The organism is Embleya sp. NPDC050154, assembly GCF_044460165.1.
GTDB lineage: Bacteria > Actinomycetota > Actinomycetes > Streptomycetales > Streptomycetaceae > Embleya.
Genome location: NZ_JBITJP010000026.1, coordinates 1 through 25,000 on the forward strand (window position 1 = coordinate 1; position 25,000 = coordinate 25,000).

Below are 25,000 nucleotides of genomic sequence, written 5' to 3' on the forward strand. Positions count from 1 at the left end.
CAGCACACCCCCACCGAACCCACCCGACGTCACGCTCGTCGGACCGACCCGCACCACCCCAACCCGCCGCAGAAAGACCTAAAACACCGGTATTGCGTCTAGGGGACCTCTTCCTCCGGGATGATGTGCATCGCCGCCTCCTCCGCGCCCGCCGCGCCGCCGTCGATGCCGACGTCGTGGGCGACCGCCTCCGATTCGGTGTCCTCGTGGGCACCCTCGTCCTCGGCGACCAGCCGCCCCGCCCTGGGGTCGGGGCTGCCCTCCCATTCGTCCGAGACGACGTCGTCGACGGAGACGTCCGGCTCCTCCTCGGCCAGGAGTTGGTCGAGCGACTCGCCGCGTCGCTCCTCCTCGGGAGTGTTGCCGTAACGCTCCGCCGCCGACCAGCGGTCCGGCGGCAGGATCCCGGTGTCCAGCGGGTCGTACGACAGGTCGTCGGTCGACAGCGTGTCCTCGGGGCCGAGTACGCCGTCGTCGCCCGGTGTGTCCGGGGAGTCTTCGGTCGGGTCCGGAGTGTCGTCGCTCATCGCCTGCCACCTTCCGCTGAAGTGCTCGTGCCGTGCGTCCAGGGCTCGGCCCCGTCCCCCGCGACCCGAGTGACCTTGCCCAGCGCCGGCCGGTTCATTCGGGGCCGCCCGGGAGCGGCCCCGCCTGGCAGCATGTCCGGGTGCCGGAATATCGCTTGCGCGTAGCCACGGTCCTGACCTGTCTTCTGCTCACCGCCACCGGATGCGGCTCCGACGGCGACGACGGACCCGACGACAGGGCCGACGGACCCGCGAGGGTCGACCGCGCTCCGGAGCCCACCGAGGTCGCCGACGTCCGCCCCGAGCCGACCCTGACCATCAACTGCCTGCACACCATCGGCGAACGCCCGGAGCCCACGAGCGATTCGACCGTCGTCCTCGGCGACGTCGCCCTGGAGACCGGCCGCAGGCTCCAGACCACCAAGTCCACGGGCACCGAGTACCTGCACCCCTTGTTCGCCAAATCCGGCCTGATGGTGCGCAACGGCGCCGTCGTCGACATCGAGGTGTTGCCCGCGCCCGCCAACGGCGCGTCCATCGGCTGGGGCAACGGCCAGTCCTCCGCCGTCGCCGTCCGGGTCCCGGGCTGCACGACCGGCTCCACGGCGAACTCCTGGACGGCCTTCCCCGGCGGCTACTACGTGGACCGGCCCGGCTGCCTCACCCTGGTCGTGCGCTCGCGCGGGTTGCAGACGAAGGTGCGTGTCCCGGTTGGCGCCGACTGCTGAGCCAAGGCATCCCGACCGAGTGCCGCGCCGGGGCATCCCGGCCGACTGCCGAACCGAGGCGCCTCGGCCGACTCCCGCCCGCGGCGCTTCCGACCGGTTGGAGGCGATTCCCCCACCACCGGGCTCACAGCCCACCCAACCGCTCGTTCCAACGATGTAGACACCTCCACCCGTCTCATGCCTGAGGCTGATTTTTCCTGATGGATTTGGACGATCTTTGATCGCCGGCGCAGGGTGGTCCAGGGGGCAAGGGACGGAAAGCCCGGTCCTGGGGCCGGGGAGGGAGCGGACGGAATGCACGAGGCGCAGACACGCGAGACGAGCCGCGACGAATGGCAGACGCTGCACACCGGGACTCGGGAGTCCGCGGCCCGAGGGTTGCGCGAGGATTTGACCCACGCCGGAGTGGCCGAGGCGGACCTGGCCCGACGGGTGACCGAAGCCTGGGCGGGCTCCGTGGTGACCGTCGCGAGCACCGGCCGGCAATTCCGGATCACCCGGACCAGCGCTCCCGCGCCGACGATCTCGCTCAGCGAACCGCAACGCACCGAAACGGAACAATCGCTGCTCAACCGCTGACGTCGGCCCGCCGCCGCCCGGCAACCGGGCCCGGGCACAACAGGCACAAGCAAAAACACAGCCTCCGGCGAACGCCGCCCGTACCACTGCTCACCCGCTGATCCTCATCTCGCGCACGACGTCGCCCGCCACACGAAACGAGAAGTCCGACTGTCCGTCGAACCCGTCGCCCCCGACGTCTGCGGTCACCACGGTCTCGTCCCCGTCCTCGCGGACGGCGGTGACGGAGAGGGTCACCCGTACTCCGACGAACTCGGCGTCGCTCCACCGTGCGATCGCGTCCCGCCCGGTGAAGACCCGACCCCAGTCGTTCACCGACCCGTCGGCGGCGAACGCGTCCAGGAACGCTTCCGCGTCGCCGGCGTTCGCGGCGGCGACCAGCCGCCGAACGGGCGCGGGCAACCGCTGGTCCATCATCGCGAACGTCCTTCCGGGGCGGGAGGCCGGACCTCGAACGGGAGCCCGGGCCCCACCAGTCGACCCGAATCGGGGCGACTCGGCCTGCCGGGTGACCCACTCGGGTAAGCGGACCGCGGTCGACCGGGAGCGGGCCTTCCGTCGAACCCCCGCGCCGTGCTGTGCTGTGCGCCATGGTCGACGAACCCACATACCCCACGGTTCCGCACCGGCACCGCGGCGTCCCCGCCCACGAGGCGGAAGCCCGCAGCCGAGCCTTCCACGACGTGATGGCCCAACGCCGCACCGTCCGCGACTTCTCCTCCCGGCCGATCCCGGACAACGTGGTCGACTGGGCGATCCGCACCGCGGGCACCGCGCCCAGCGGCGCCAACGTGCAGCCCTGGCGCTTCGTCGTGCTCACCGACCCCGAGCGCAAGCGCCACCTGCGTGAGGCCGCCGAGCAGGAGGAGCGCGAGTTCTACGAACACCGCGCGTCCGCGGAATGGCTCCAGGCCCTCGCCCCGATCGGCACCGACTGGCACAAGCCCTTCCTGGAGGAGGCGCCGGTCGTCATCGTCGTGTTCGAGGTGCACAAGGGACCGGACTCACCGCGCCCCTACTACACGAAGGAATCGGTCGGGATCGCCGTCGGCCTCCTGCTCGCGTCGCTGCACCAGGCCGGCCTCGCCACGCTCACCCACACGCCGAGCCCGATGCGCTTCCTCAACGAGGTGTGCGGCCGCCCCCAGGAGGAGCGCGCCGCCTACGTCATCCCGGTGGGATACCCGGCCGAAGACGCACGTGTCCCCGACATCCACCGCAAGCCGCTGGAGCAGGTCGTCGTCCGCCTCTGACCCGTCGGCCGAGCGTCACCGCGACCGCCGGGCGGGCCGCACGACCGCGCCCGTCCGGCGGAAGCCGTCCCGCGCCACCTCGAACACCTGCGCCGAAGCCCGCCCCTCTGCGATCCTGAACGGGCACGTCCGGATTCGCATCAGCCGTACGTACGGGGGGCGTTGATGAGTGTCGTCGCCGGAAAGATCATCGACGAGTCGATCGTGATCGCCGCCGACTCCCAGGTGACCTGGGGTCAGGCCAAGACCGAGGGCACCAAGCTGTACAAGATCGGCGAGAGCCTGATCTTCGGCGGCGCCGGACTGCTGCGCGACATCAACCTGATGCGCCTGTTCCTGGACACGCACACGCCCGCGTCGGCCGAGGAACGCGACATCCTGGAGTTCTACGCCGAGTTCGTCGAGTGGGGCAAGCGCAAGCTGTCCAGCTTCGAGCCCAAGTCGGAGTTCATGTTCGCGTTCGACGGCAAACTGTTCGAGACGAGCAACGACTTCGACGTCTTCTACTACGACTACGGCGCGATCGGCTCCGGCTGGGAGTACGCGCGTGCCGCGCTGCACCTGGGCCACACCCCCACCCAGGCGGTCGGCGTCGCGTGCGACCTGACCATCTTCTGCATGCCGCCGGTGACCGAGTACCGAATACCGCGCCACCCGCAACATCAGCCCGGCCGTGATCACGAGGCCATCTGAAACGGACGTGGCGTGGGGTCTGCCGCAATTTGGCGCTAACCCTGTGTTTACGTGGTCTCTCGTAAGCTGTGGGGTATGTCCGAACAGCCCATCCCGGCGGACCTGATCGAGTTGCAGCGGGCCCGAGACGCCGCCTACGAGGCCATCGCCCGACACGCGGGGCAGCTCAGCGAAGAGGAGCACGCCCGGCTGTGGGCCCAGGCCCGCGACGCCGTCGAGGCGCTGCACGCGCACCCGGCGATGACCGCCGGCGGCAACCGCGCCGACCTGGTCACCCGCCTGCGTATGGCTGCCCAGGCCGCCTGAGCCCGGCCCGCGCCGGCATCGCGCGGCCCCTCGACGTCGGCCGCCCCGGTCACCACCGACCGCCGCCCCGGTCACCATCGTCCGCGAAACAAACGCCGCCGGCCGCGGCGCGCGCCCCGAAGGGTCCGCGCCGCGGCCGGCGGCGAAAAAAGACTGCGGAAAACGATCGGCGGAAGGCTCAGGCGCCCGCGGCCGCCTTGAGCGCGTCCACGCGGTCGGTCCGCTCCCAGGTGAAGTCCGGCAGGTCGCGACCGAAGTGGCCGTACGCGGCGGTCTGGGCGTAGATCGGCCGGAGCAGGTCCAGGTCGCGGATGATGGCGGCGGGCCGCAGGTCGAACACGGTGCCCACGGCGGCCTGGATGGTCGCCACCGGCACCGACTCGGTGCCGAAGGTCTCCACGAACAGGCCCACCGGCGCGGCCTTGCCGATCGCGTACGCGACCTGCACCTCGCACCGACGGGCGAGGCCGGCGGCCACCACGTTCTTGGCCACCCAGCGCATCGCGTACGCGGCCGAGCGGTCCACCTTCGACGGGTCCTTACCCGAGAACGCGCCGCCACCGTGCCGGGCCATGCCACCGTACGTGTCGATGATGATCTTGCGACCGGTGAGTCCGGCGTCGCCCATCGGGCCGCCGATCTCGAACCGGCCGGTCGGGTTGACCAGCAGCCGGTAGCCCTCGGTCTCGATGCCCAGATCGGCCAGCTCCGGCTCCACCACGTACTCGCGGATGTCCGGCGCGAGCAGCGAGTCCAGGTCGATGTCGGAGGCGTGCTGCGACGAGACCACGACCGTGTCCAGGCGGACCGGGCGGTCGCCGTCGTACTCGATGGTGACCTGGGTCTTGCCGTCCGGGCGCAGGTAGGGGATGGTCCCGTTCTTGCGCACGTCGGCGAGTCGCTTGGCCAGCCGGTGGGCGAGCGTGATCGGCAGCGGCATCAGCTCGGGGGTGTCGTCGCACGCGTAGCCGAACATCAGGCCCTGGTCGCCCGCGCCCTGGCGGTCCAGCTCGTCCTCGTCGCCGTCGACCCGGTTCTCGTACGCGGTGTCGACGCCCTGGGCGATGTCGGCCGACTGCGCGCCGATGGACACCGAAACGCCGCACGAGGCGCCGTCGAAGCCCTTCTTCGAGCTGTCGTAGCCGATCTCCAGGACGCGCTCGCGCACGATCGTGGGGATGTCGGCGTAGCCCTGCGTCGTGACCTCGCCGGCCACGTGCACCTGACCGGTGGTGATCAGCGTCTCGACGGCGACCCGACTCTTGGGGTCTTCCTTGAGGAGCGCATCCAGGATGGAATCGCTGATCTGGTCGGCGATCTTGTCCGGGTGACCTTCGGTCACGGACTCAGAGGTGAACAGACGGCGGGACACATCGCTCCCTGGGGTTGCAGCGGCTGCTGGCTGGCAGGTGGACCCGGACCGTCCGGACAGCTCGGGACGGGCGGGTCCACCGAATACTGGGCCCGAGTTTATCCCCCCGACCCCCGACGGGGGACTGGGTGTCCCACGCAATGGACGGCGTGGCGTTGCTCACTTTGTGTGAACTTGGGGCGATCGGGCGTTCGATTCGGCCGACGAACTAGCCGAAACGGGGCACGACCAGGTCCCAGACCACGTCCGCGAGGTCCTCCTTCGGACCGTGCGGAACCGGCGTCTCGGCACCGTCGGCGGCCAGCACGATCGCCTCGTTGACATCCGTGCCGAATGTCAACTCCTCGCCCACCTGGTTGACCACGAGCAGGTCACAGCCCTTGCGGGCGAGCTTGGCCCGGCCGTTGGCGAGGACGTCGTCGGTCTCCGCCGCGAAGCCGACCACGATCTGACCGGCCCGGAGCCGGTCGTGCGCCAGCTCGGCGAGGATGTCCGGGTTCTTGACCAGCGTGATCGGGTCCGGCTCCGCGTCGGTCTTCTTGATCTTGCCGCCCACCCGGTTGGCGGGCCGGAAGTCGGCGACCGCCGCGGCCATCACCACGCAGTCCGCGTCCGCCGCCGCCTTGACCACCGCGTCGCGCAGGTCGAGCGCGGTACCCACGTGCACCACGTCGGCCCCGGCGGGGTCCGGCAGGCCGGTGTTGGCCTCGATCAGGGTGACCCGGGCGCCGCGGGCGATCGCGGTGCGGGCCAGCGCGTAGCCCTGCTTGCCGGACGAGCGGTTGCCCAGGAAGCGGACCGGGTCCAGCGGCTCGCGGGTACCGCCGGCGGTGACCACGACGTGCCGGCCGACCAGATCGGGCACGGTCGCCCCGCGCGCGAGGGCGCGCCGGACCACCTGGAAGATCTGCTCCGGGTCGGGCAGTCGGCCCTTGCCGGTGTCCCTGCCGGTCAGCCGGCCCACGGCCGGCTCGATCACGATCGCGCCGCGCCGGCGCAGCGTCGCGACGTTCTCCACCGTGGCCGGGTGCTCCCACATCTCGGTGTGCATCGCCGGCGCGAACACCACCGGACATCGCGCGGTGAGCAGCGTGTTGGTGAGCAGGTCGTCGGCGAGCCCGTGCGCGGCCTTGGCGAGCATGTCGGCGGTCGCCGGCGCGACCACGACGACGTCCGCGTTCTGGCCGATCCGTACGTGCGGCACCTCGTGCACCGCGTCCCATACCCCGGTGGCCACCGGCTGCCCGGACAGCGCCGACCAGGTGGCCGCGCCGACGAAGTTGAGCGCGGACGCGGTCGGCACCACCCGGACCTCGTGCCCGGACTCGGTCAGTCTGCGCAGCAGTTCACACGCCTTGTACGCGGCGATGCCGCCCGCGACGCCGAGGACGACGCGGGGTCGAGATCCGGTACTCATCGCTGCTCCTGGTCCTCCGTCGCGGCCGACCCGTGTTCCGACCGGCACGGCGAGCCTACGACACCGCCCCTGGCGGCTCGATCTCGTGTCGCACGGGCGGCGGTTGCCGACCGGCCGTCGCGGGCGGCCCTCGCGCACCGCACTCCGCGCGGGACGCCCGCACGACGGGCCGGAATCTGAGTACTCGTACGGATGTCCCGTCCCGCCGGCGCTGCCAGCATCGTGGCGAGTATTCCATCGGGGGAGATGACGTCGATGTTGAACGAACGGCTGTTGGACGACGCGACGCGGTGTCCCGGCTGTGCGCGGGAGTTGGGGATTCCGCGCACCGAGCGCTGCCACCGGTGTGCGATTCGCCTGAGCGGGCCGGAGGCGGACCGGTTGTGGCAGGTCAACGTGTCGGCGGCGCAACTTCTGCGGCAGCGCGAAGCACTGCTTCAGGCGATGCGCGCCGAGGCGCACCGGGCGCTCACACGCCCGCCTCTGGCGCCGCCGGCGACACAGCCGTCGACACCCGCCCCGCCTCCGACGCAGACGCAGACACAGACACAGACGCCGGTGTCCCAGCCCGTCCCCACCCAGCCGCCCGCGGCGCGCCTGCGCGAGATGGCCGAGGTCGGGCGGCGTCGGGTGGCCCGGATCGTGCTGGGCGCGGGTGTGCTGCTGGTGGTGCTGGCCGCGCTCGTGTTCGTCGCGGTCACCTGGAATCGCACCGGCACCGGCGGCCGGGCCCTGGTGATGGCGCTGGCCCTGGTGCTGGCCGCGGCCGGCACCGCGGTCGCCGAGCGGCGCGAACTGCCCGCGACCGCAGAGGCGATGGCCGCGCTCACCGTCGCGATGGGCCTGCTCGACGGCTACGCGGCCTGGGCCGCGGACCTGGCCGGGCTGCGCGACGGGAGCGCGGTGTTGGTCGCCGCCGGCACCATGCTCGCGGTCGGCGGCGCGGCGGCGCTGGGCTCGATGGTGGCGCCGCTGCGCGCGTTGCGGGTCTCGGCGGCGGTGCTGCTCCAGGGTCCGCTGCCGCTGTTGATCGCGTGGTTCGGGGTGGGTCGCTCGTCGCTGTTGCCGCTGGCCGTCGGGCTCGGGCTCCAGGCCGCCGTCGACGTCGCGCTGCTGAGCCGGGTCTACGCCCGGGCCGCGCGCGGGCTGCGGATCGTCACCGAGGTCGGCGTGCTGTGCTACTGGCTGGCGGCGGTCGTACTGACCTTCGTCGAGGGTCCGAGCGGCCCGGCGGCGGCCACCATGCTGGGGCTCGCCGCGATCGCCGGCGGGATCGCGTTCACGCTGCGTCGCTCCCCCGCGGTGCGCCACCTGGCATCCGGATCAGCGATGGCCGGCTCGCTGGCGGCCGTGGCCCTACTGGTGGCCACCCGGCCCGCCGACGACTCGGACCTGCCGATCGCGTGGGCGGGTGTGGGTCTGTTGATCGTGGTCCTGGTCGCGATGGCGCCGCTGTTCGCGGTGCCGCGCGCGTTCCGGGCCGGACCGCTCGCGGTGCTCGCGCCGCTGACGGCGGCGCCCGCGTTCTGGGTGATCGCGACGCCGGTGATGGCGTTGGTGGGCCCGCTGTCGTGGCCCGCCCGCGCATGGAGCATCGACTCGGCCGGCGTGGGCGCACGAAACGCGATACTGCCGGACGGCGACTGGGACTTCGGCCTGGCGCCGCTGGTACTGCTGCCCCTGACGCTGCCGGTGGCGCTGGCCGCGGTGACGCTGCTGCGCGGTCGGCCCGGACGTACGCCGACCCTGGTGGCCGGCGCGGTCGTCGTCGAGGGGCTGCTCCTGGTCCTGCCGCCGGCCCTGGATCTGCCGTTGTGGGCGGCGCTGGGCTGGCATCTGGCGGCCGCCGGCGGGTGGGCCCTGACCGGGCGGGTACGCCCGTGGCTGCCCCTCGTCGCCCTCGCGCACGGGATCGTGGCCCTCACGTGGGCGACGGCGCACCCGCTGACCTCGATCACGGTCTGGGCCCTCGGCGCGGCCGGCCTCACGCTCACCGCCGTCCTGTCACCGGGACGCCTGTCGCCGGAGCCGAACCGGGCGACCGCCGAGGCGGCCCCCGAGACGAACGCCGACACGAACGCCGACGCGACCTCCGACCCCCGGCCATCCGATCGAGCAGCCACCCATCAGTCGAACAACCACCGATCACCCGCCCCCGAGGACTCGACCACCAACCCGTTCACCCCGCCACAGGATCGCCCCGCAGGCGACCGAGCCGCCGCCGACGACCACCCCGGCAGCGACCATCCCCACACCGCCGACCACCCGGCTCGCCCCACCCGCGCGCTCCTCGACCCGCTCGTTCGACCGATCGCGGCCGGCCTCGCCCTCGCCGTGGCCTGCACCGACGCCGCGATGGCGGCACACCACGCGGGAGCCGCGAAGGCCCCGACCGGCCTCGTGTCCGCCCTGCTGTGCGCGCTGGTCACGCTGATCGCGGTGGCGCTGCGCCCGAAGGCCGCGACCACCCGCGCGCTGACCCTGGTCGGCGGCGCCGGTTGGGCGATCGGCCTCCTCGCCGCGGCGCACGCCCCGGTCCCGCTCGCGGTGGGCCTGGCCGCGGCCCTGCCGACGTGCCTGGTCGGCGCGCTCCGCGACCTGCCGACCACCCGGCCGGCCTGGGCCGGCGCGGCCTGCGTGTGGTGGGTCGGCGCGATCGCGGCCGGCGCGCACGCGTTCGGCGCCGATCGGCCCGGCACCGCGCAGGCCGCCGTGATCGCCGCCGCCGTGCTGTTCCCGCTCGCCACCGTGCCCGCGAGTCGACCCGCCGTCGCCCTGGCGATCGAGGGCACGGCGGGCGCGGCCCTGCTCGTCGCCCTCCTGGCCGGCCGCACGACCTCGCCCGTCACGTTCGCGATCGCGACGGGGGCCGCCCTGTGCGGCGCGCTGTTCGGCCGCACGGCGCTGCGGCCCGGGTGGGCGCCCGCGACCGCCGTCCTGCTGTACGCCACGACGGCGGCCACCCTCTACCGGCTCGACGTCGGGGTGCCCGGTCAAGCGGTGGCCGGCGCGTGCGCGGCGGCGATCCTGCTGGTGGTCGCCACCTACCTGCACGATCTGCCGATGGCCGCGCTCACCATCGAGGGGGTCGCCATGGTCGCGGCGCTCGTGTCGATCGCACAGTCCGGCGGCCTGCTGCCGGTCGCGCTCGCCGTCGTCACCGCCGGCACCCTGCACAGCGCGATCCGCGGGCACGGCGAGGCACGCCCGATCTGGGCACCCGCCACCGTCGCGCTGTTCACCGCGACGGTGCCGGCCACCCTGCACCGCCTCGACGCCGCACCCACCGTGTCCGTTCTGGTCGCGGTCGGCACGGCCGCCCTGCTGTACGTCACCACCGCCCGGCTCCCGCGCTCCGACGCCGCCGCCGGCCTCGCGACCGCGCTCGTCGCCGCGTGCTGCGTGCTCATGGCCGCCGTCGCGACCCTGGTGGTGGCCCCCGAGCAGATCTGGCTCGCGCTGGCCGCCGCCGGCTCGGCCGCGGCGACCACCCCGGACGGACCGCTGCGCCGGTCGGCCCGACCGACCGCCATTGCGCTGCTGTTCGCCGCCTACTGGGTACGGCTGGCGCTGCTCGGGGTCACCCACCGGGAGGCGTACACGATCCCGCTGGGCCTGGCCCTGCTGGCCGAGGGCTTCCTGCGCCGGCGTGCCGACCCGGAGACGACCTCGTGGGCCGGGTATGGCGCGCCGCTCGCGGTGCTGCTGCTGCCCTCGCTGCCGCTCGCGCTGAGCCAGGGCGAGCCGATCCGGCCCGGCCTGCTCGGCGCGGCGGCGATCGCCACGCTCCTGGTCGGCGCGCGATTCCGGCTCCAGGCACCGTTGTTCCTGGGCGCGGCGGTGCTGGCCACCGTCGGCCTGGTGCACCTGCTGCCGCACCTGGCGCCGGTGTACGACGCGGTGCCGCGCTGGGCCGTGCTCGGCACCGCGGGCGTCCTGCTGATCGTGATCGGCGCCGGCTACGAGCGCCGGCTGCGCGACCTCAAGCGGCTGCGCCGCGCGGTGGGACGACTGGGGTAGGCCGCGGACGGGGCCGGCTCAGGTGAGCGCCCGCAGCTCGTCCAGCACCTCGGACACGCACGCCGGGTCGGCCCGATAGGGCAGGTAGAACCCGAGGCGGTCGGCGACCCCGTGGGCGCGCGAGGCCAGTTGGGCCGCGACGTCCTTGGGGTCGCCGATCGCCACCACCCGGCCCAGCAGCGTGTCGTCGACCGCGTGCGGGATGTCCGACCACCGGCCGGCCCGGATCAGCGCGTGCAGTTCGGCCTGCAACGGCCCGTAGCCCTCCACGTCGAGCACCGGCCGGTAGGCGGGCGTGGAAGCGTAGAACGCGACCATCGCCCGGGCGCCCTTGATCGCGGCACGCATCTCCTCCTCGGTCCGCCCGGCCGCCACGATCACGTCGAGCATCACCGAGAACCCGTCCCTGGTGCGCTGGGACAACACCAGGCCGTCGGTGACCGCGTCGGTGACCGGGCCGCGCACGAACAGGTCGGTGTTGAGCGGGTGTACGAGCAGCCCGTCCGCGTGCTCGGCGACCATGGTGATCATCCGCCGGCCCACCCCGCCCGCGAGCAGCGGCGGTAGCCCGTACGGGTTCGGCCCCGGTCGCAGCGTCGGCGGCATCAGCGTGAGGTCGAAGAACTCGCCGTGGAAGTCCAGCGGTGTCTCCCGCTGCCAGCACGTGAGCACCGCCCGGACCGCGCGCAGCGTCTCGGCCATCCGGGCCACCGGGCGCGACCACTTCGCGCCGTACCGGCGTTCGATGTGCGCCTGGATCTGGGTGCCCAGGCCGAGCCGGAACCGGCCGTGCGAGGCCAGGTGCAGGTCGTAGGCGGTGTGCGCGAGATGGGTGGGGCTGCGCGGGAAGGCCACCGCGATGTTGGTCATGATGTCCACGCCCGCCGCGGCGGCGGGCACCAGGGGCAGGAACACGTCGGTGGGGCCCTCGAAGGTGAACACCCCGTCGAAGCCCGCCTCGCGCAGTTCCCGGGCCCGCTCGCCGGCGCGGGCCAACGGCGCGTCCAGCAGCGTGTCCACGGGCAGCGGTCGTGCGCCCGCCTTCGGCGCATGCGCGCCGCTCTCGATCCGGTCCACCCTCGTCGCCCACCCTCCGGATCACCTGCGTGGCGCGCGTGTCGGCGCCCAGGTCACAGGTACGCCATACGCGATCAAGGATCAAGACGCACGAAGGGCCCGACGGCACACCGTCGAGCCCTTCGTGTCCAGCGGTCCAGCGATACAGCGCATTCGAGTCGCGTGACTCGCTCAGCCCTCGATGGGCTCGGCGGTCAGCATGCCCGAGTTGATCTCGCGAAGCGCGATCGACAGCGGCTTCTCGTGCACGTGCGTGTCCACGAGCGGACCCACGTATTCCAGCAGGCCCTCGCCGAGCTGCGAGTAGTAGGCATTGATCTGCCGAGCACGCTTCGCCGCGTAGATGACGAGGCTGTACTTGGAGTCGGTCGCCTCCAAGAGCTCGTCGATGGGCGGGTTGATGATGCCCTCGGGTGCGGTGGAAGAAGCTGACAAGGCGGGGGCCCTTCGAAAAGCTGTGAAAGCTGTGGGTGAAAGTCGGGCTGCCTGGTGACTATCGGGCAGCCCGAACGATCAAGATACGTTCATCAAGGCTAGCAGTTCGCGTACGACGTCTTCGACGGACGTGTTGACCAGCGTCATGTCGAATTCGGATTCCGCGGCCAACTCGACCTTCGCGGCGGCCAGGCGCCGCTCGATGACTTCGGGGGACTCGGTCCCCCGGCCCACCAGACGGCGGACCAGTTCGTCCCACGAGGGCGGGGCGAGGAACACCAGGCGTGCCTCGGGCATCGCCTGCCGTACCTGCCGGGCGCCCTGCAGGTCGATTTCGAGCAGGGTGGGAACGTCGGCGTCAAGCCGTTCGAGCACGGGCAGTCGCGGGGTCCCATAGCGGTTCCCGGCGAATTCGGCCCATTCGAGCAGTTCATCGGAAGCGATCAGTTTGTCGAACTGATCGCCGTCGGTGAAGTGGTACTCCACACCGTCGGTCTCCCCTGGACGGGGCTTTCGTGTGGTCGCGGACACAGACAGCCAAACCTCGGGGTGACGGCGGCGCAGGTCAGCGACCACCGTGCTCTTGCCGACCCCGGAGGGGCCGGAGAGCACGATGAGTCGACGGGTGCCGTGCACGTTACGGGGATCGGAGCCGGCGCCCGGTTCAGGACGCGGAGCCACCGAATTCCCGTTCGAGTGCTGCGATCTGATTCGTGCCGAGACCGCGGACGCGCCGGGTCTCGGAGATGTTCAGCTTCTCCATGAGCTGCTTGGCGCGCACCTTGCCGACGCCGGGGAGGGACTCCAGGAGGGCCGATACTTTCATCTTGCCCACGACCGGATTGTCCTTGCCCTCCTTGATGACGTCGCTGAGCGAAGCACCGGAGTTCTTGAGCCGGTTCTTCACCTCGGCGCGCTCCCGCCGAGCCGCAGCGGCTTTAGCGAGCGCATCCGCGCGTTCTTCGGGGGTCAGGGGTGGGAGAGCCACGCCGTGTCACCTCGGACTTCGTTGCGATCCTCAAGGCCGCCCGGCTCGGACGGCCACCAACAAACAGTGGAACCTAGCTGGTCAGAGCGTTCGCGGCAACGCGCGACACTCCACCGGGCCGGCTCACGAGGGAGCCTAGTCGGCGAATCGGTCCGCGTCGCCCGAATCGATGGGAAAAGCCCGGCTACCTGCGACAAAACCCGAACCTGACGGAGCGTCGGACGCCTGCGGGGCGGTCGCCGGACCCGCCGGCGCCTCCGCACCCCCTCCCGGCGCTCTTGCGCACGGCGACCACACGCCGATCCCGGACGCCGGCCGCGCCGGGCTCGGCGGCACGGACTCGATCGCTCCCGCCCGGAGCAATCCGCACGGTACGGCGGCCACGCCGCGAGCCCGCCGCAACGGCCCGAGAGCGCCTTCGAAGCACCCCTGGGCCGCGTCCGGCACTCCCGGCGCTCCCGGGTACCGGACGCCCGGTCCGGGGCCACACGCACGCCACAGCGGCATCCGCGAGCCGGCGCGCGGCCCGGGCAAGGGCCGGCGACCGGGCCCGCCCCACCCGCGCGCCGCCGCAATCAGCGCGCCGCCAGCGCCGCGCCGATCTCCCGCGCCGCCTCGCCGACGTCCGCCGCGCCCGTGATCGGCCGCCCGATCACCAGCAGGTCCGCGCCGTCGGCCAACGCCTGCTCGGGCGTGGCCACCCGGCTCTGGTCGCCGAGCGCCGCGCCCGCCGGCCGCACCCCCGGGGTGATCAGCACGATGCCCGGTCCCACCTCGCCCCGCACCGCCGCGACCTCGCGCGGCGAACACACGATCGCGCGCGCCCCGGCCGCGACCGCGAGCCCGGCCAGCCGCCGGGCCGCCTCGATCGAAGGGCCCGCCAGACCGATCGCCGTCAGGTCCTCCTCGGCCATCGAGGTCAGCACCGTCACCGCGACGATGTTCACCTCCGGCGCGGCGTCGGCCGCGGCCCGGATCATCGCCGTCCCGCCGCTCGCGTGCACGGTCAGATACGTGGGCGCCAGCCGCGCGACCGAACGCACCGCGCCCGCCACGGTGTTCGGGATGTCGTGCAGCTTCAGGTCCAGGAACACGTCCCGCCCGCCGCTGGCCTCCCGCGCGCCCAGGACCGCGTCCGCGCCGTCCCGCAGGAACACCTCCAGGCCGACCTTGACCGTACTCACGTGCGGGCCCACGGCCTTCGCCCACGCGAGCGCGCGGTCGAGGTCGGGCGCGTCCAGGGCCACCGCCACGGGTGCGAGGTTGCTCATCGAAATCCCACTCTCGTCGACATCGAATATTCGTCCGGGTCCGGGCCCGGACATGGCGATGCCGGCACGAACCCCGTCCGTACCGGCATCACCCTCACCACAAGCCCCTAACGATGCGCGTACCCGATCGCCGCCTCCAGCGAGCCGAAGCCGCGGGCGATCAGCGCCGCCCGCAGTTCGTCCAGGATCCGCACCGGCGCCGACGGATCGTTGAAGATCACCGTGCCCACCGACACCGCCGCCGCGCCCGCGAGGATGAACTCCAGCGCGTCCAGGCCGGTGCGGATGCCGCCCATGCCGACGATCGGCACCTGCGCCATCTGCCCGTCCAGCATCGCCGCGTGCACCTGGTACACGCAGCGCACCGCGACCGGTCGTACCGCCGGGCCGGAGAGCCCGCCGGTGACACCGGCCAGGACCGGCTTCATCGTGTCGGTGTCGATCACCATGCCCAGCAGCGTGTTGATCATCGACAGGCCGTCCGCGCCCGCCTCCACGCACGCCCGGGCGATGTCCACGATCGAGGTCACGTCCGGCGACAGCTTGGCCAGCACCGGCACCAGCGGGTCCGCCGCGTCGCGCACCGCGCGGATCACGTCGTAGGACGTGGCCGGGTTGCACGCGAACACCTGGCCCCGGTTGGCCACGTTCGGACACGAGATGTTGGCCTCGATGCCGACCACGCCGGGCGCGCCCTTGAGCCGCTCGGCCAGCGCCACGAAGTCGTCCACGTGGCCGCCGGCGATGGACACGATGGTGCGCCCGCCGCGGGCCGCCAGCCAGGGCAGGTCGCGCTCGACGAAGGCGTCGATGCCCGGGCCCTGCAGGCCGATCGAGTTGAGCATCCCGGACGGCGTCTCGGCCATCCGCGGGGTGGCCCGGCCCGAACGCGGGTACGGCATGATCGTCTTGGTGACCACCGCGCCGATCGCGGCCGGCTCGAAGAACTTGGCCAATTCCTTGCCGTAGCCGGCGCAGCCCGAGGCCGTGGTCACCGGGTTCGGCAACAGCGTCGAGCCGAGCCGGGTGGCCAGGTCGATCCCGCCACCGGGCAGCATGATCGTCGACGGCGGCGGCTCGTCGAAGTCGCTCGCGCCCTCGTTGTCGGCGTAACCGCCGTACACGTCGGTCATCAGTGCGCTCCCATCGCCGCTGCGCCCTCGATGTCCGCCGGGATCGTGCCGGCGTCGTCCCAGCGCACCTTGGTGCCGTCGAAGCACGGCCCGTCCACACACGAGCGGACGAACCGGCTGACGCCGTCGTCGCCGACCACCGGGAGCACGCATGTCATGCATACCCCGACGCCGCACGCCATCGATTCCTCGACCGCGGTGAACACGCGCGCGTCGTGCGCGGTCGCCACCTCGGTGACCGCGCGCAGCATGCCCATCGGCCCGCACGCGTACACGACGTCCGCCGCCACCGCGGTGAGCACCTCGGGCAGCGGGCCGGTGACGAAGCCGCGCACACCCTCGGAGCCGTCGTCGGTGGTGACCACGACGTCCTCGGTGATCGCGCGCGCCTGGTCCACGCCGTACAGCCGCTCGCCGGTCGCCGCGCCGAGCACGAAGGCGACCGAGCCGCCGTCGGCCACGATCCGCTCGGCGAGCGCGAACATCGGCGCGCTGCCGTAGCCGCCGGCCACCATCACCGCGCTGACCGGCTCGGCCGGCAGCGGGAACGGCGTGCCCAGCGGCGCGACCACGTTCACGCTGTCGCCCACCCGCAGCCGGGCCAGCTCGCGGGTGCCGCGCCCGGCCTCGGCGAAGACCACGTCGATCGTCTCCGCGCCCGGGTCGGCCCGGTGGATGGAGAACGCGCGGCGCAGCAGCATCGCCGAGTCGACGCCGCCGATCGCCACGGCGACGAAGTGGCCGGGTTCGACGCGGGCGGCGATCCCGGGGGCGCGCAACACCAGGCGGTGGTACGCGCCCGCGGGTTCGCGGCCGACGATCTCCGCCTGCACCTGCAGGGGAAGTGCCATCGGTGTCGTCAGCCCTTTCGGTGGGACGTGATGTGGTCGGCGTGCTCCTGGAGCGAGCGCACCCCGATGTCGCCGGCGATCAGCGACTGGATGCCCTGGACCGCCGCGGCGAAGCCCTGCACCGTGGTGATGCTCGGGATGCCCCGGGTGACCGCCGCGGTGCGGATCTCGTAGCCGTCGAGTCGCCCGCCGGTGCCGAACGGGGTGTTGACGATCAGCTCGACCTCCCCGTCGTGGATCATCCGCACGATGGTCGGCTCGCCGTTGGGGCCAGGGCCCTCGCTGTGCTTGCGCACCACGGTGGCGGGCACGCCGTTGCGGCGCAGCACCTCGGCGGTGCCCTCGGTGGCCAGGATCTCGAAGCCCATGTCGTGCATGGCCTTGACCGGGAACACCATCGAGCGCTTGTCCCGGTTGGCGAAGGACACGAAGGCGCGACCCTTGAGCGGCAGCGAACCGTACGCGCCGGCCTGGGACTTGGCGTAGGCGGTGCCGAACACCGCGTCGATGCCCATCACCTCGCCGGTGGAGCGCATCTCCGGGCTGAGCACGGTGTCCACGCCGCGGCCCTTGGTGTCGCGGAAGCGGTTCCAGGGCAGGACCGCCTCCTTGACCGCGATCGGCGCGTCCATCGGCAGCGTGCCGCCGTCGCCCTCGGCCGGGAGCAGGCCCTCGGCGCGCAGTTCGGCGATCGTGGCGCCGAGGGAGACGCGCGCGGCGGCCTTGGCCAGCGGCACCGCGGTCGCCTTGGACACGAACGGCACGGTCCGCGACGCGCGCGGGTTGGCCTCCAGGACGTAGAGGATGTCGCCGGAGAGCGCGAACTGGATGTTGATCAGTCCGCGTACCCCCACGCCGCGCGCGATGCCCAGGGTGGCCGCGCGCAGCCGCTTGATGTCGTGCGCGCCGAGCGTGATCGGCGGCAGCGCGCAGGCCGAGTCGCCGGAGTGGATGCCGGCTTCCTCGATGTGCTCCATCACGCCGCCGAGGTAGAGGTCCTCGCCGTCGTAGAGCGCGTCCACGTCGATCTCGATCGCGTCGTCGAGGAAGCGGTCGACGAGCACCGGGTGGTCGCTGACCAGGCCGGCGTTCTGCTCCAGGTAGGTGGCCAGGGAGGGCTCGTCGTAGACGATCTCCATGCCGCGCCCGCCGAGCACGTAGGAGGGCCGCACCAGCACGGGGTAGCCGATCTCGGCGGCGATCGCGCTGGCCTCGCCGAAGGAGAACGCGGTGCCGTGCTTGGGCGCGAGCAGTCCGGCCTCGGCCAGCACCCGGCCGAAGGCGCCGCGCTCCTCGGCGAGGTGGATCGCCTCGGGCGAGGTGCCCGCGATCGGCACGCCCGCGTCCTTGAGCTTTTGCGCCAGCCCGAGCGGGGTCTGTCCGCCGAGCTGGACCAGGACGCCGGCGACGGGTCCGGCCTGGGTCTCGGCGTACACGATCTCCAGCACGTCCTCCAGGGTGAGCGGCTCGAAGTAGAGCCGGTCGGAGGTGTCGTAGTCGGTGGAGACGGTCTCCGGGTTGCAGTTGACCATCACGGTCTCGTAGCCCGCGTCGTGCAGCGCGAACGCGGCGTGCACGCACGAGTAGTCGAACTCGATGCCCTGCCCGATCCGGTTCGGCCCGGAGCCCAGGATGATCACGGCCGGCTTGGTGCGCGGCGCGACCTCGCTCTCCTCGTCGTAGGACGAGTAGTGGTACGGGGTGCGCGCGGCGAACTCGGCGGCGCAGGTGTCCACGGTCTTGTACACCGGACGCACGCCGAGCGCCTGGCGCACCTCGCGCACGACCTCCTCGCGCATGCCCCGGATCGCCGCGATCTGCACGTCCGAGAGGCCGTGCCGCTTGGCCAGTCGCAGCACCTCGGGGGTCAGCTCGGCCGCGTCGCGGACCTCGCCGGCGATCTCGTGGATCAGGTACATCTGGTCCAGGAACCACGGGTCGATCCGGGTCGCCTCGAACAGTTCCTCGGGTGTGGCGCCGGCCCGGATGGCGTCCATGACCACGTTGATCCGGCCGTCGGTGGGCTTCTCGGCGGCGGCGAGCAGGTTCGCCTTGTCCCCGACCTCGGAGACGAAGTCGAACTGCGAGCCCTTCTTCTCCAGCGAACGCAGCGCCTTGTTCAGCGCCTCGGTGAAGTTGCGGCCGATCGCCATCGCCTCGCCGACCGACTTCATCGTGGTGGTGAGGCGGTCGTCGGCGGCCGGGAACTTCTCGAAGGCGAAGCGCGGGACCTTGACCACGACGTAGTCGAGCGAGGGCTCGAAGCTGGCCGGGGTCTCCTTGGTGATGTCGTTGGGGATCTCGTCGAGCGTGTAGCCGATCGCGAGCCGCGCGGCGATCTTGGCGATCGGGAAGCCGGTCGCCTTGGAGGCAAGGGCCGAGGAGCGCGAGACGCGCGGGTTCATCTCGATCACGATCACCCGGCCGTCCTCGGGGTTGATCGCGAACTGGATATTGCAGCCGCCGGTGTCGACGCCGACCTCGCGGATCACCGCGATGCCGATGTCGCGCAGCGTCTGGTACTCGCGGTCGGTCAGCGTCATCGCGGGCGCCACGGTGATCGAGTCGCCGGTGTGCACGCCCATCGGGTCGAAGTTCTCGATCGAGCAGACGACCACGACGTTGTCGTGCTTGTCGCGCATCAGCTCGAGCTCGTACTCCTTCCAGCCGAGGATGGACTCCTCCAGGAGCACCTCGGTGGTCGGCGACAGGGTCAGGCCCTGGCCGGCGATCCGGCGCAGGTCCTCCTCGTCGTGCGCGAAGCCGGAGCCGGCGCCGCCCATGGTGAAGGACGGGCGGACCACGACCGGGTAGCCGCCGAGCGTGTCGACGCCGGCGAGCACGTCGTCCATCGAGTGGCAGATCACCGAGCGGGCCGACTCGCCGTGCCCGATCTTCTCCCGCACCCGCTCGACCACGCCCTTGAACAGGTCGCGGTCCTCGCCCTTTTGGATCGAGTCGAGGTTGGCGCCGATCAGCTCGACGTTGTACTTCTCCAGCACGCCGTTCTCGCTGAGCGAGACCGCGATGTTGAGTGCGGTCTGCCCGCCCAGGGTGGGCAGGAGCGCGTCGGGGCGCTCCTTGGCGATGATCTTCTCGACGAACTCGGGGGTGATCGGCTCGACGTAGGTGGCGTCGGCGATCTCCGGGTCGGTCATGATCGTGGCCGGGTTGGAGTTGACCAGGATCACCCGCAGGCCCTCGGCCTTGAGGATCCGGCACGCCTGGGTGCCGGAGTAGTCGAACTCCGCGGCCTGGCCGATGACGATCGGGCCCGAGCCGACGACCAGGACGGACTTCAGGTCGCTGCGCTTAGGCACTCTTGGTCTCCATCAGCGTCACGAAACGGTCGAACAGGTAGGCGGAGTCGTGCGGTCCGGCCGCCGCCTCCGGGTGGTACTGCACGCTGAACGCGGGTCGGTCCAGCAGGCGCAGGCCCTCGACGACGTCGTCGTTGAGGCACACGTGGCTGACCTCGGCCCGCCCGTAGGGGGTGTCCGAGACGGTGTCCAGCGGCGCGTCCACGGCGAAGCCGTGATTGTGCGCGGTCACCTCGACCTTGCCGGTCGTGCGGTCCTGCACGGGCTGGTTGATGCCGCGGTGGCCGTACTTGAGCTTGTAGGTGCCGAAGCCCAGCGCGCGCCCGAGCAGCTGGTTGCCGAAGCAGATCCCGAAGAACGGGGTGCCCTGGGCCAGCACGGCGCGCAGCAGCTCGATCTGGTGGGTCGCGGTGGCCGGGTCGCCGGGGCCGTTGGAGAAGAACACGCCGTCGGGGGCGATGGAGTTGACCTCCTCCAGCGTGGCCGTGGCGGGCAGCACGTGCACCTCGATGCCGCGCTCGGCCATCCGGTGCGGGGTCATGCCCTTGATGCCCAGGTCCAGCGCCGCGACGGTGAAGCGCTTGGTGCCGATCGCGGGCACCACGTAGGCGGCGTCGGTGCTGACCTGCTCGGCGAGGTCGGCGCCGGCCATCTCGGGGCTGGTGCGCACCCGCTCCAGCAGCGCGGCCTCGTCCGCGCGGGCCGCGTCGCCGGAGAAGATGCCGACCCGCATCGCGCCGCGCTCGCGCAGGTGGCGGGTCAGCGCGCGGGTGTCGATGCCGCTGATGCCGACCACGCCGTAGCGCACGAGTTCGTCGTCGAGCGAACGCCTCGAACGGTGGTTGGAGGGCACCCGGGCGGGGTCGCGGACGACGTAGCCGGAGACCCAGATCCGGGACGACTCGGGGTCCTCGTCGTTGACGCCGGTGTTGCCGACGTGCGGGGCCGTCATCACGACGACCTGGCGGTGGTACGAGGGGTCGGTCAGGGTCTCCTGGTAGCCCGACATGCCGGTGGAGAACACCGCCTCGCCGAACGTCTCCCCCACCGCGCCGTAGGCGCTGCCGCGGAACGTGCGCCCGTCCTCGAGGACGAGCACCGCAGGCGTCGTGGCCCGTCCGGTCATTGCGGTCACGTGACCGATCCTTCCTGGTGGTTCTGTGTAGCGGTGCCGGCGGTCGCCGGCAGTTCCCCGGCGATCAGCCGGGTGATGGTCTCGATCCACGCGTCGTGGTCGTCCGGGTGATCGCCGCGGAAGCCGGAGTCGAGCGAGGTGTCGCCGTGCGTCCAGGTGATCACCAGCAGGCCGCCCTCGGGCAGCACCTTCCCGGCGATGCCCTTCTCGTGTCGCACGCCGGTCAGCGCCGCGGCGGGCACGAAGAAGTCGGTCGCGGCGGGCCGCTCGACCACCAGGCCGTCCGCGCGCAGGGTCAGCTCGACCGGGCTGCGGGTGCCCAGGCCGTGCGCGACCACGCGGTCGAGCCAGTCGCCGGCGGTGGTGCTGCCGAAGTAGCGGCCGACCAGCGGCGGCAGCAGCGGCGCGGCACCGGCCTCGGGCGCGGTGGGCAGCGCGGGCAGCCCCTCCTGCCGCTTGCCCCGCTTCTTCCAGGCGCGCCACATCAGTAGGTAGACGCCGAGCACGAAGGCGAGGCAGATGCCGATCCAGAGGATGCGACCGCCCCAGTTCGTCACCTCCGCCGACTTCTGTTCGGTGGCGAGCAGCAGCAGGTCGTGGTGCGCCGTGCCTGAGGTCACGCGAGCTTCCCGTCGATCACCGTGGGTACGCCGCGCAGGAACGTGGCGACCACCTTGCCGGGCAGTTCCAAGCCGGCGTAGGGGGTGTTACGGCTGCGCGAGGCGAGTTCGGACGGTTCGACCGTACGCCGTGGGGTCGGGTCGACCAGCACCAGGTTGGCGGGCTCGCCGACCTCGACCGGGCGACCGTGCCCGTCGAGTCGGCCGATCGCGGCGGGGCGCACCGACATGCGGTCGGCGACGCCGGCCCAGTCGAGCAGGCCGGTGTCGACCATGGTCTCCTGCACGATCGACAGGGCCGTCTCCAGGCCGAGCATGCCCATCGCGGCGACCGCCCACTCGCAGTCCTTGTCCTCGCTGGGGTGCGGGGCGTGGTCGGTGGCGACTGCGTCGATGGTGCCGTCGGCGAGCGCCTCGCGCAGCGCGGTGACGTCGGCGGCGGTGCGCAGCGGCGGGTTGACCTTGTAGACCGGGTCGTAGCTGCGCACGAGTTCGTCGGTGAGCAGGAGGTGGTGCGGGGTGACCTCGGCGGTGACGTTCCAGCCCTTGGACTTGGCCCAGCGCAGGATCTCCACCGAGCCCGCCGTGGAGACGTGGCACACGTGCAGCCGCGAGCCGACGTGCGCGGTGAGCAGCACGTCGCGGGCGATGATCGACTCCTCGGCGACCGCGGGCCAGCCGCGCAGGCCCAGTTCGCCGGAGACGGTGCCCTCGTTCATCTGCGCGCCCTCGGTCAGCCGGGGCTCCTGCGCGTGCTGGGCGACCACGCCGTCGAAGGCCTTCACGTACTCCAGCGCGCGGCGCATGATCACCGCGTCGTCCACGCATTTGCCGTCGTCGGAGAACACCCGCACGCGCGCGGCCGAGTCGGCCATCGCGCCCAGCTCGGCGAGCCGCTGGCCGGCCAGGCCCACGGTGACCGCGCCGACCGGGTGCACGTCGCAACGACCGGTCTCCTGGCCGAGCCGCCAGACCTGCTCGACGGTGCCGGCGGTGTCCGCGACCGGGTCGGTGTTGGCCATCGCGTGCACGGCGGTGAAGCCGCCCAGCGCCGCCGCGTTCGCGCCGGTGGCGACCGTCTCGGCGTCCTCGCGGCCGGGCTCGCGCAGGTGGGTGTGCAGGTCGACCAGGCCCGGCAGCAGGATCTGCCCTGCGGCCTCGATCACGACGGCGCCGTCGGCGCGCAGGCCGGTGCCGATCTCGGCGATCACGCCGTCGCGGATGAGCACGTCCGACGCGTCGCCCCCGAGGACCTTGGCGTCCTTGATCAGGTACGTGCTCACTGGGTGTTCTCCTCGGTGCCGGTGCCGGTGCTGGTGTTCGAGGCGCTCGGGGCGCTGGGGGTGCTCAGGGCCGGTTCGTTGCCGCCCAGGAGCAGGTACAGGACCGCCATCCGCACGCTGACGCCGTTGGTGACCTGCTCGACGATGGTCGAGCGGGTCGAGTCGGCGACCTCGGCGGCGATCTCCATACCGCGGTTCATCGGGCCGGGGTGCATCACGATGGCGTGCTCGGGGAGCATCGCCATCCGGCGCAGGTCCAGGCCGTAGCGGCGCGAGTATTCGCGCTCGGTGGGGAAGAACGCGGCGTTCATCCGCTCGCGCTGCACGCGCAGCATCATCACCGCGTCGCTCTTGGGCAGTGGCGCGTCCAGGTCGTAGGAGACCGTGCAGGGCCAGCTCTCCACGCCGATCGGGAGCAGCGTGGGCGGCGCGACCAGGGTGACCTCGGCGCCCAGGGTGGCCAGCAGGAGCACGTTGGAGCGGGCCACCCGGCTGTGCAGGACGTCACCCACAAGGGTGATTCGGCGGCCTTCCAGATCGCCGCGCCCGCCGGCCAGCCTGCGCCGCATGGTGAACGCGTCGAGCAGTGCCTGGGTGGGGTGCTCGTGGGTGCCGTCGCCGGCGTTGACCACCGAGCCGCGCAGCCAGCCGGAGCCGGCCAGGCGGTGCGGCGCGCCGGAGGCGTGGTGCCGGATGACCACCGCGTCGGCGCCCATCGCCTGCAGGGTGAGCGCGGTGTCCTTGAGCGATTCGCCCTTGGAGACCGAGGAGCCCTTGGCGGAGAAGTTGATCACGTCCGCGGACAGCCGCTTGGCGGCGGCCTCGAACGAGATGCGGGTGCGGGTGGAGTCCTCGAAGAACAGGTTGACCACGGTGCGGCCGCGCAGCGTCGGCAGCTTCTTGATCGGCCGCTCGGCGATGTGCGCGAGTTCTTCGGCGGTGTCGAGGATCAGGATGGCGTCGTCACGGGTGAGGTCCGCGGCCGAGATCAGGTGGCGCTTCACTGGCTACTTCTCCGCGTCGGTGGGGGCCGCGGCGGGGTCGGCCGCGCGGGTGCCGAGCAGGACCGCGTCGCGGCCGTCGTACTCGGCGAGGTGGACCTTGACGGTCTCGCGCAGCGACGTGGGCAGGTTCTTGCCCACGTAGTCGGCGCGGATCGGGAGTTCACGGTGGCCGCGGTCGACCAGGACGGCCAGTTGCACCGCGCGCGGGCGACCGATGTCGTTCAGCGCGTCCAGGGCGGCGCGGATGGTGCGGCCGGAGAAGAGCACGTCGTCGACCAGCACGACGAGCTTGCCATCGATGCCCTCGGCCGGGATCTCGGTGCGCTCCAAGGCGCGGGCCGGGCCGAGCCGGAGGTCGTCGCGGTACATGGTGATGTCCAGCGCGCCGACCGGGACCTTCGCGCCGTCCTCGATCGAGGCGAGTCGCTCGCCGAGCCGGCGGGCCAGTGCCACGCCTCGGGTCGGGATGCCCAGGAGCACGACGTCGTCGGCGCCCTTGGCGCGTTCGACGATCTCGTGCGCGATCCGGGTCAGCGCCCGGTTGATATCGGAGGTGTCCAGGACCGCGCGGGCGGTGGCCGGGTCGAGGTCCTTGGGACGGGCGGCCGACGTGCCGCCGGGGGTGTTGCCAGGTGCTGTCATGGAAAACAGACCTCCTTCCCCGTCTCACAGGACGGGCTTTAAAGGACGTCGGGGTACGTCCCTCACAGTATCAGCCAACATCATCAGTCTTTCGGCCGCCCGGACCGTTCGATCGAGCCGGGGCGAAAGCCGCGTAAGGGGGCCTCTCACCTGCGCGAATCCGGCTTTGTAGCCCGTTCGGCTTGACGGACGCAAATTACTCTGCGTAACCTCACAATGAGTCACCACCGGGCCAAACGCGACAGTCGCGACGTGCCGAACCTCGCAGCTTCGGGGAGAGTTCGAGGTACAGAAAGCCGGCCCGGAGGTAGCCACCCCATCGGTTCGGCCAACCACCGGTGGACCT

General features: G+C 72.1%; 23 protein-coding genes. 6 read left to right on the forward strand and 17 right to left on the reverse strand.

Annotated elements, in window-relative coordinates; all coding sequences use genetic code 11:
- Nucleotides 1–98: 98 nt before the first annotated feature.
- Nucleotides 99–527 carry a DUF5709 domain-containing protein gene (locus ACIBSV_RS39325; RefSeq protein ID WP_395871839.1) on the reverse strand — a complete coding sequence of 143 codons (429 nt, stop codon included), beginning with the start codon at nucleotides 525–527 and terminating at the stop codon, nucleotides 99–101.
- Nucleotides 528–667: 140 nt separating this feature from the next.
- Here ACIBSV_RS39325 and ACIBSV_RS39330 point away from each other — a divergent pair, with 140 nt between their 5' ends.
- Nucleotides 668–1,255, forward strand: coding sequence for a hypothetical protein (locus ACIBSV_RS39330; RefSeq protein ID WP_395871841.1), 588 nt, complete (start codon nucleotides 668–670; stop codon nucleotides 1,253–1,255).
- Nucleotides 1,256–1,549: 294 nt separating this feature from the next.
- The gene (locus ACIBSV_RS39335; RefSeq protein ID WP_395871843.1) at nucleotides 1,550–1,834 is read left to right on the forward strand and encodes a hypothetical protein; all 285 of its coding nucleotides are present in this window, start codon (nucleotides 1,550–1,552) and stop codon (nucleotides 1,832–1,834) included.
- Nucleotides 1,835–1,924: 90 nt separating this feature from the next.
- Here ACIBSV_RS39335 and ACIBSV_RS39340 read toward each other — a convergent pair whose 3' ends face one another.
- A complete protein-coding gene (locus ACIBSV_RS39340) occupies nucleotides 1,925–2,251 on the reverse strand; it encodes an SgcJ/EcaC family oxidoreductase (RefSeq protein WP_395871845.1) in 327 nt (108 codons plus the stop codon).
- 173 nt (nucleotides 2,252–2,424) lie between these two features.
- On the opposite strand from ACIBSV_RS39340, the gene ACIBSV_RS39345 reads away from it, so the two are divergent.
- The 3 genes from ACIBSV_RS39345 to ACIBSV_RS39355 all read left to right on the forward strand — a co-directional run bounded on the left by ACIBSV_RS39345 (nucleotide 2,425) and on the right by ACIBSV_RS39355 (nucleotide 4,086).
- The gene (locus tag ACIBSV_RS39345; protein WP_395871847.1) at nucleotides 2,425–3,087 is read left to right on the forward strand and encodes a nitroreductase family protein; all 663 of its coding nucleotides are present in this window, start codon (nucleotides 2,425–2,427) and stop codon (nucleotides 3,085–3,087) included.
- Between the two features lie 165 nt (nucleotides 3,088–3,252).
- A complete protein-coding gene (locus ACIBSV_RS39350) occupies nucleotides 3,253–3,780 on the forward strand; it encodes a hypothetical protein (RefSeq protein WP_395871849.1) in 528 nt (175 codons plus the stop codon).
- 75 nt (nucleotides 3,781–3,855) lie between these two features.
- Complete coding sequence (locus tag ACIBSV_RS39355; protein ID WP_395871851.1) at nucleotides 3,856–4,086, forward strand: hypothetical protein; 231 nt, start codon at nucleotides 3,856–3,858, stop codon at nucleotides 4,084–4,086.
- Between the two features lie 178 nt (nucleotides 4,087–4,264).
- On the opposite strand, the gene metK is transcribed toward ACIBSV_RS39355, so the two are convergent.
- Both metK and coaBC read right to left on the reverse strand, forming a co-directional pair.
- Nucleotides 4,265–5,458: a methionine adenosyltransferase gene (gene metK / locus ACIBSV_RS39360; protein ID WP_395871852.1), complete on the reverse strand. Its 1,194-nt coding sequence runs from the start codon at nucleotides 5,456–5,458 to the stop codon at nucleotides 4,265–4,267.
- A gap of 208 nt (nucleotides 5,459–5,666) precedes the next feature.
- The gene (gene coaBC / locus ACIBSV_RS39365; protein WP_395871855.1) at nucleotides 5,667–6,875 is read right to left on the reverse strand and encodes a bifunctional phosphopantothenoylcysteine decarboxylase/phosphopantothenate--cysteine ligase CoaBC; all 1,209 of its coding nucleotides are present in this window, start codon (nucleotides 6,873–6,875) and stop codon (nucleotides 5,667–5,669) included.
- Between the two features lie 255 nt (nucleotides 6,876–7,130).
- Between coaBC and ACIBSV_RS39370 the strand changes: the two genes are divergently transcribed.
- The gene (locus tag ACIBSV_RS39370) at nucleotides 7,131–10,895 is read left to right on the forward strand and encodes an SCO7613 C-terminal domain-containing membrane protein (protein ID WP_395871858.1); all 3,765 of its coding nucleotides are present in this window, start codon (nucleotides 7,131–7,133) and stop codon (nucleotides 10,893–10,895) included.
- A gap of 18 nt (nucleotides 10,896–10,913) precedes the next feature.
- Here the strand turns inward: ACIBSV_RS39370 and ACIBSV_RS39375 are convergent, their stop codons facing one another.
- From ACIBSV_RS39375 to pyrR, 13 genes are all read right to left on the reverse strand, one after another.
- Nucleotides 10,914–11,972 (reverse strand): TIGR03617 family F420-dependent LLM class oxidoreductase, encoded by a 1,059-nt coding sequence (locus ACIBSV_RS39375; RefSeq protein WP_395871860.1) that lies wholly within the window; start codon nucleotides 11,970–11,972, stop codon nucleotides 10,914–10,916.
- 171 nt (nucleotides 11,973–12,143) lie between these two features.
- A complete protein-coding gene (gene rpoZ / locus ACIBSV_RS39380; protein WP_020551792.1) occupies nucleotides 12,144–12,407 on the reverse strand; it encodes a DNA-directed RNA polymerase subunit omega in 264 nt (87 codons plus the stop codon).
- 78 nt (nucleotides 12,408–12,485) lie between these two features.
- The gene (gmk, locus tag ACIBSV_RS39385) at nucleotides 12,486–13,043 is read right to left on the reverse strand and encodes a guanylate kinase (protein ID WP_395871862.1); all 558 of its coding nucleotides are present in this window, start codon (nucleotides 13,041–13,043) and stop codon (nucleotides 12,486–12,488) included.
- Nucleotides 13,044–13,071: 28 nt separating this feature from the next.
- Nucleotides 13,072–13,395 (reverse strand): integration host factor, actinobacterial type, encoded by a 324-nt coding sequence (gene mihF / locus ACIBSV_RS39390; RefSeq protein WP_026218483.1) that lies wholly within the window; start codon nucleotides 13,393–13,395, stop codon nucleotides 13,072–13,074.
- Between the two features lie 575 nt (nucleotides 13,396–13,970).
- Nucleotides 13,971–14,666, reverse strand: coding sequence for an orotidine-5'-phosphate decarboxylase (gene pyrF / locus ACIBSV_RS39395; protein WP_395871864.1), 696 nt, complete (start codon nucleotides 14,664–14,666; stop codon nucleotides 13,971–13,973).
- 107 nt (nucleotides 14,667–14,773) lie between these two features.
- Nucleotides 14,774–15,799 carry a dihydroorotate dehydrogenase gene (locus ACIBSV_RS39400; protein WP_395871866.1) on the reverse strand — a complete coding sequence of 342 codons (1,026 nt, stop codon included), beginning with the start codon at nucleotides 15,797–15,799 and terminating at the stop codon, nucleotides 14,774–14,776.
- On the reverse strand, nucleotides 15,799–16,650 hold the full coding sequence (locus ACIBSV_RS39405) for a dihydroorotate dehydrogenase electron transfer subunit (RefSeq protein ID WP_395871868.1): 852 nt from the start codon (nucleotides 16,648–16,650) through the stop codon (nucleotides 15,799–15,801). Before ACIBSV_RS39405 ends, ACIBSV_RS39400 begins: the two co-directional genes overlap by 1 nt.
- Nucleotides 16,651–16,658: 8 nt before the next feature.
- Nucleotides 16,659–19,970, reverse strand: a complete 3,312-nt coding sequence (carB, locus tag ACIBSV_RS39410) for a carbamoyl-phosphate synthase large subunit (RefSeq protein ID WP_395871870.1) — start codon at nucleotides 19,968–19,970, stop codon at nucleotides 16,659–16,661.
- Complete coding sequence (gene carA / locus ACIBSV_RS39415) at nucleotides 19,963–21,096, reverse strand: glutamine-hydrolyzing carbamoyl-phosphate synthase small subunit (RefSeq protein ID WP_395872089.1); 1,134 nt, start codon at nucleotides 21,094–21,096, stop codon at nucleotides 19,963–19,965. The genes carB and carA overlap by 8 nt, the downstream gene beginning before the upstream one ends.
- 5 nt (nucleotides 21,097–21,101) lie before the next feature.
- A complete protein-coding gene (locus ACIBSV_RS39420) occupies nucleotides 21,102–21,725 on the reverse strand; it encodes a hypothetical protein (RefSeq protein WP_395871872.1) in 624 nt (207 codons plus the stop codon).
- Nucleotides 21,722–23,008 (reverse strand): dihydroorotase, encoded by a 1,287-nt coding sequence (locus ACIBSV_RS39425; RefSeq protein ID WP_395871874.1) that lies wholly within the window; start codon nucleotides 23,006–23,008, stop codon nucleotides 21,722–21,724. Before ACIBSV_RS39425 ends, ACIBSV_RS39420 begins: the two co-directional genes overlap by 4 nt.
- Complete coding sequence (locus ACIBSV_RS39430; RefSeq protein ID WP_395871876.1) at nucleotides 23,005–24,012, reverse strand: aspartate carbamoyltransferase catalytic subunit; 1,008 nt, start codon at nucleotides 24,010–24,012, stop codon at nucleotides 23,005–23,007. The genes ACIBSV_RS39425 and ACIBSV_RS39430 overlap by 4 nt, the downstream gene beginning before the upstream one ends.
- 3 nt (nucleotides 24,013–24,015) lie before the next feature.
- The gene (gene pyrR / locus ACIBSV_RS39435) at nucleotides 24,016–24,654 is read right to left on the reverse strand and encodes a bifunctional pyr operon transcriptional regulator/uracil phosphoribosyltransferase PyrR (protein WP_395871878.1); all 639 of its coding nucleotides are present in this window, start codon (nucleotides 24,652–24,654) and stop codon (nucleotides 24,016–24,018) included.
- Nucleotides 24,655–25,000 lie beyond the last annotated feature (346 nt).

Excerpts from the sequence above, each read along its gene's own strand:
- ACIBSV_RS39325 (WP_395871839.1), bottom strand. The coding sequence starts at position 527 with ATGAGCGACGACACTCCGGACCCGACCGAAGACTCCCCGGACACACCG.
- ACIBSV_RS39335 (WP_395871843.1), top strand. The coding sequence starts at position 1,550 with ATGCACGAGGCGCAGACACGCGAGACGAGCCGCGACGAATGGCAGACG.
- ACIBSV_RS39340 (WP_395871845.1), bottom strand. The coding sequence starts at position 2,251 with ATGATGGACCAGCGGTTGCCCGCGCCCGTTCGGCGGCTGGTCGCCGCC.
- ACIBSV_RS39345 (WP_395871847.1), top strand. The coding sequence starts at position 2,425 with ATGGTCGACGAACCCACATACCCCACGGTTCCGCACCGGCACCGCGGC.
- ACIBSV_RS39350 (WP_395871849.1), top strand. The coding sequence starts at position 3,253 with ATGAGTGTCGTCGCCGGAAAGATCATCGACGAGTCGATCGTGATCGCC.
- ACIBSV_RS39355 (WP_395871851.1), top strand. The coding sequence starts at position 3,856 with ATGTCCGAACAGCCCATCCCGGCGGACCTGATCGAGTTGCAGCGGGCC.
- coaBC (WP_395871855.1), bottom strand. The coding sequence starts at position 6,875 with ATGAGTACCGGATCTCGACCCCGCGTCGTCCTCGGCGTCGCGGGCGGC.
- ACIBSV_RS39370 (WP_395871858.1), top strand. The coding sequence starts at position 7,131 with ATGTTGAACGAACGGCTGTTGGACGACGCGACGCGGTGTCCCGGCTGT.
- pyrF (WP_395871864.1), bottom strand. The coding sequence starts at position 14,666 with ATGAGCAACCTCGCACCCGTGGCGGTGGCCCTGGACGCGCCCGACCTC.
- ACIBSV_RS39400 (WP_395871866.1), bottom strand. The coding sequence starts at position 15,799 with ATGACCGACGTGTACGGCGGTTACGCCGACAACGAGGGCGCGAGCGAC.
- ACIBSV_RS39405 (WP_395871868.1), bottom strand. The coding sequence starts at position 16,650 with ATGGCACTTCCCCTGCAGGTGCAGGCGGAGATCGTCGGCCGCGAACCC.
- carA (WP_395872089.1), bottom strand. The coding sequence starts at position 21,096 with ATGACCGGACGGGCCACGACGCCTGCGGTGCTCGTCCTCGAGGACGGG.
- pyrR (WP_395871878.1), bottom strand. The coding sequence starts at position 24,654 with ATGACAGCACCTGGCAACACCCCCGGCGGCACGTCGGCCGCCCGTCCC.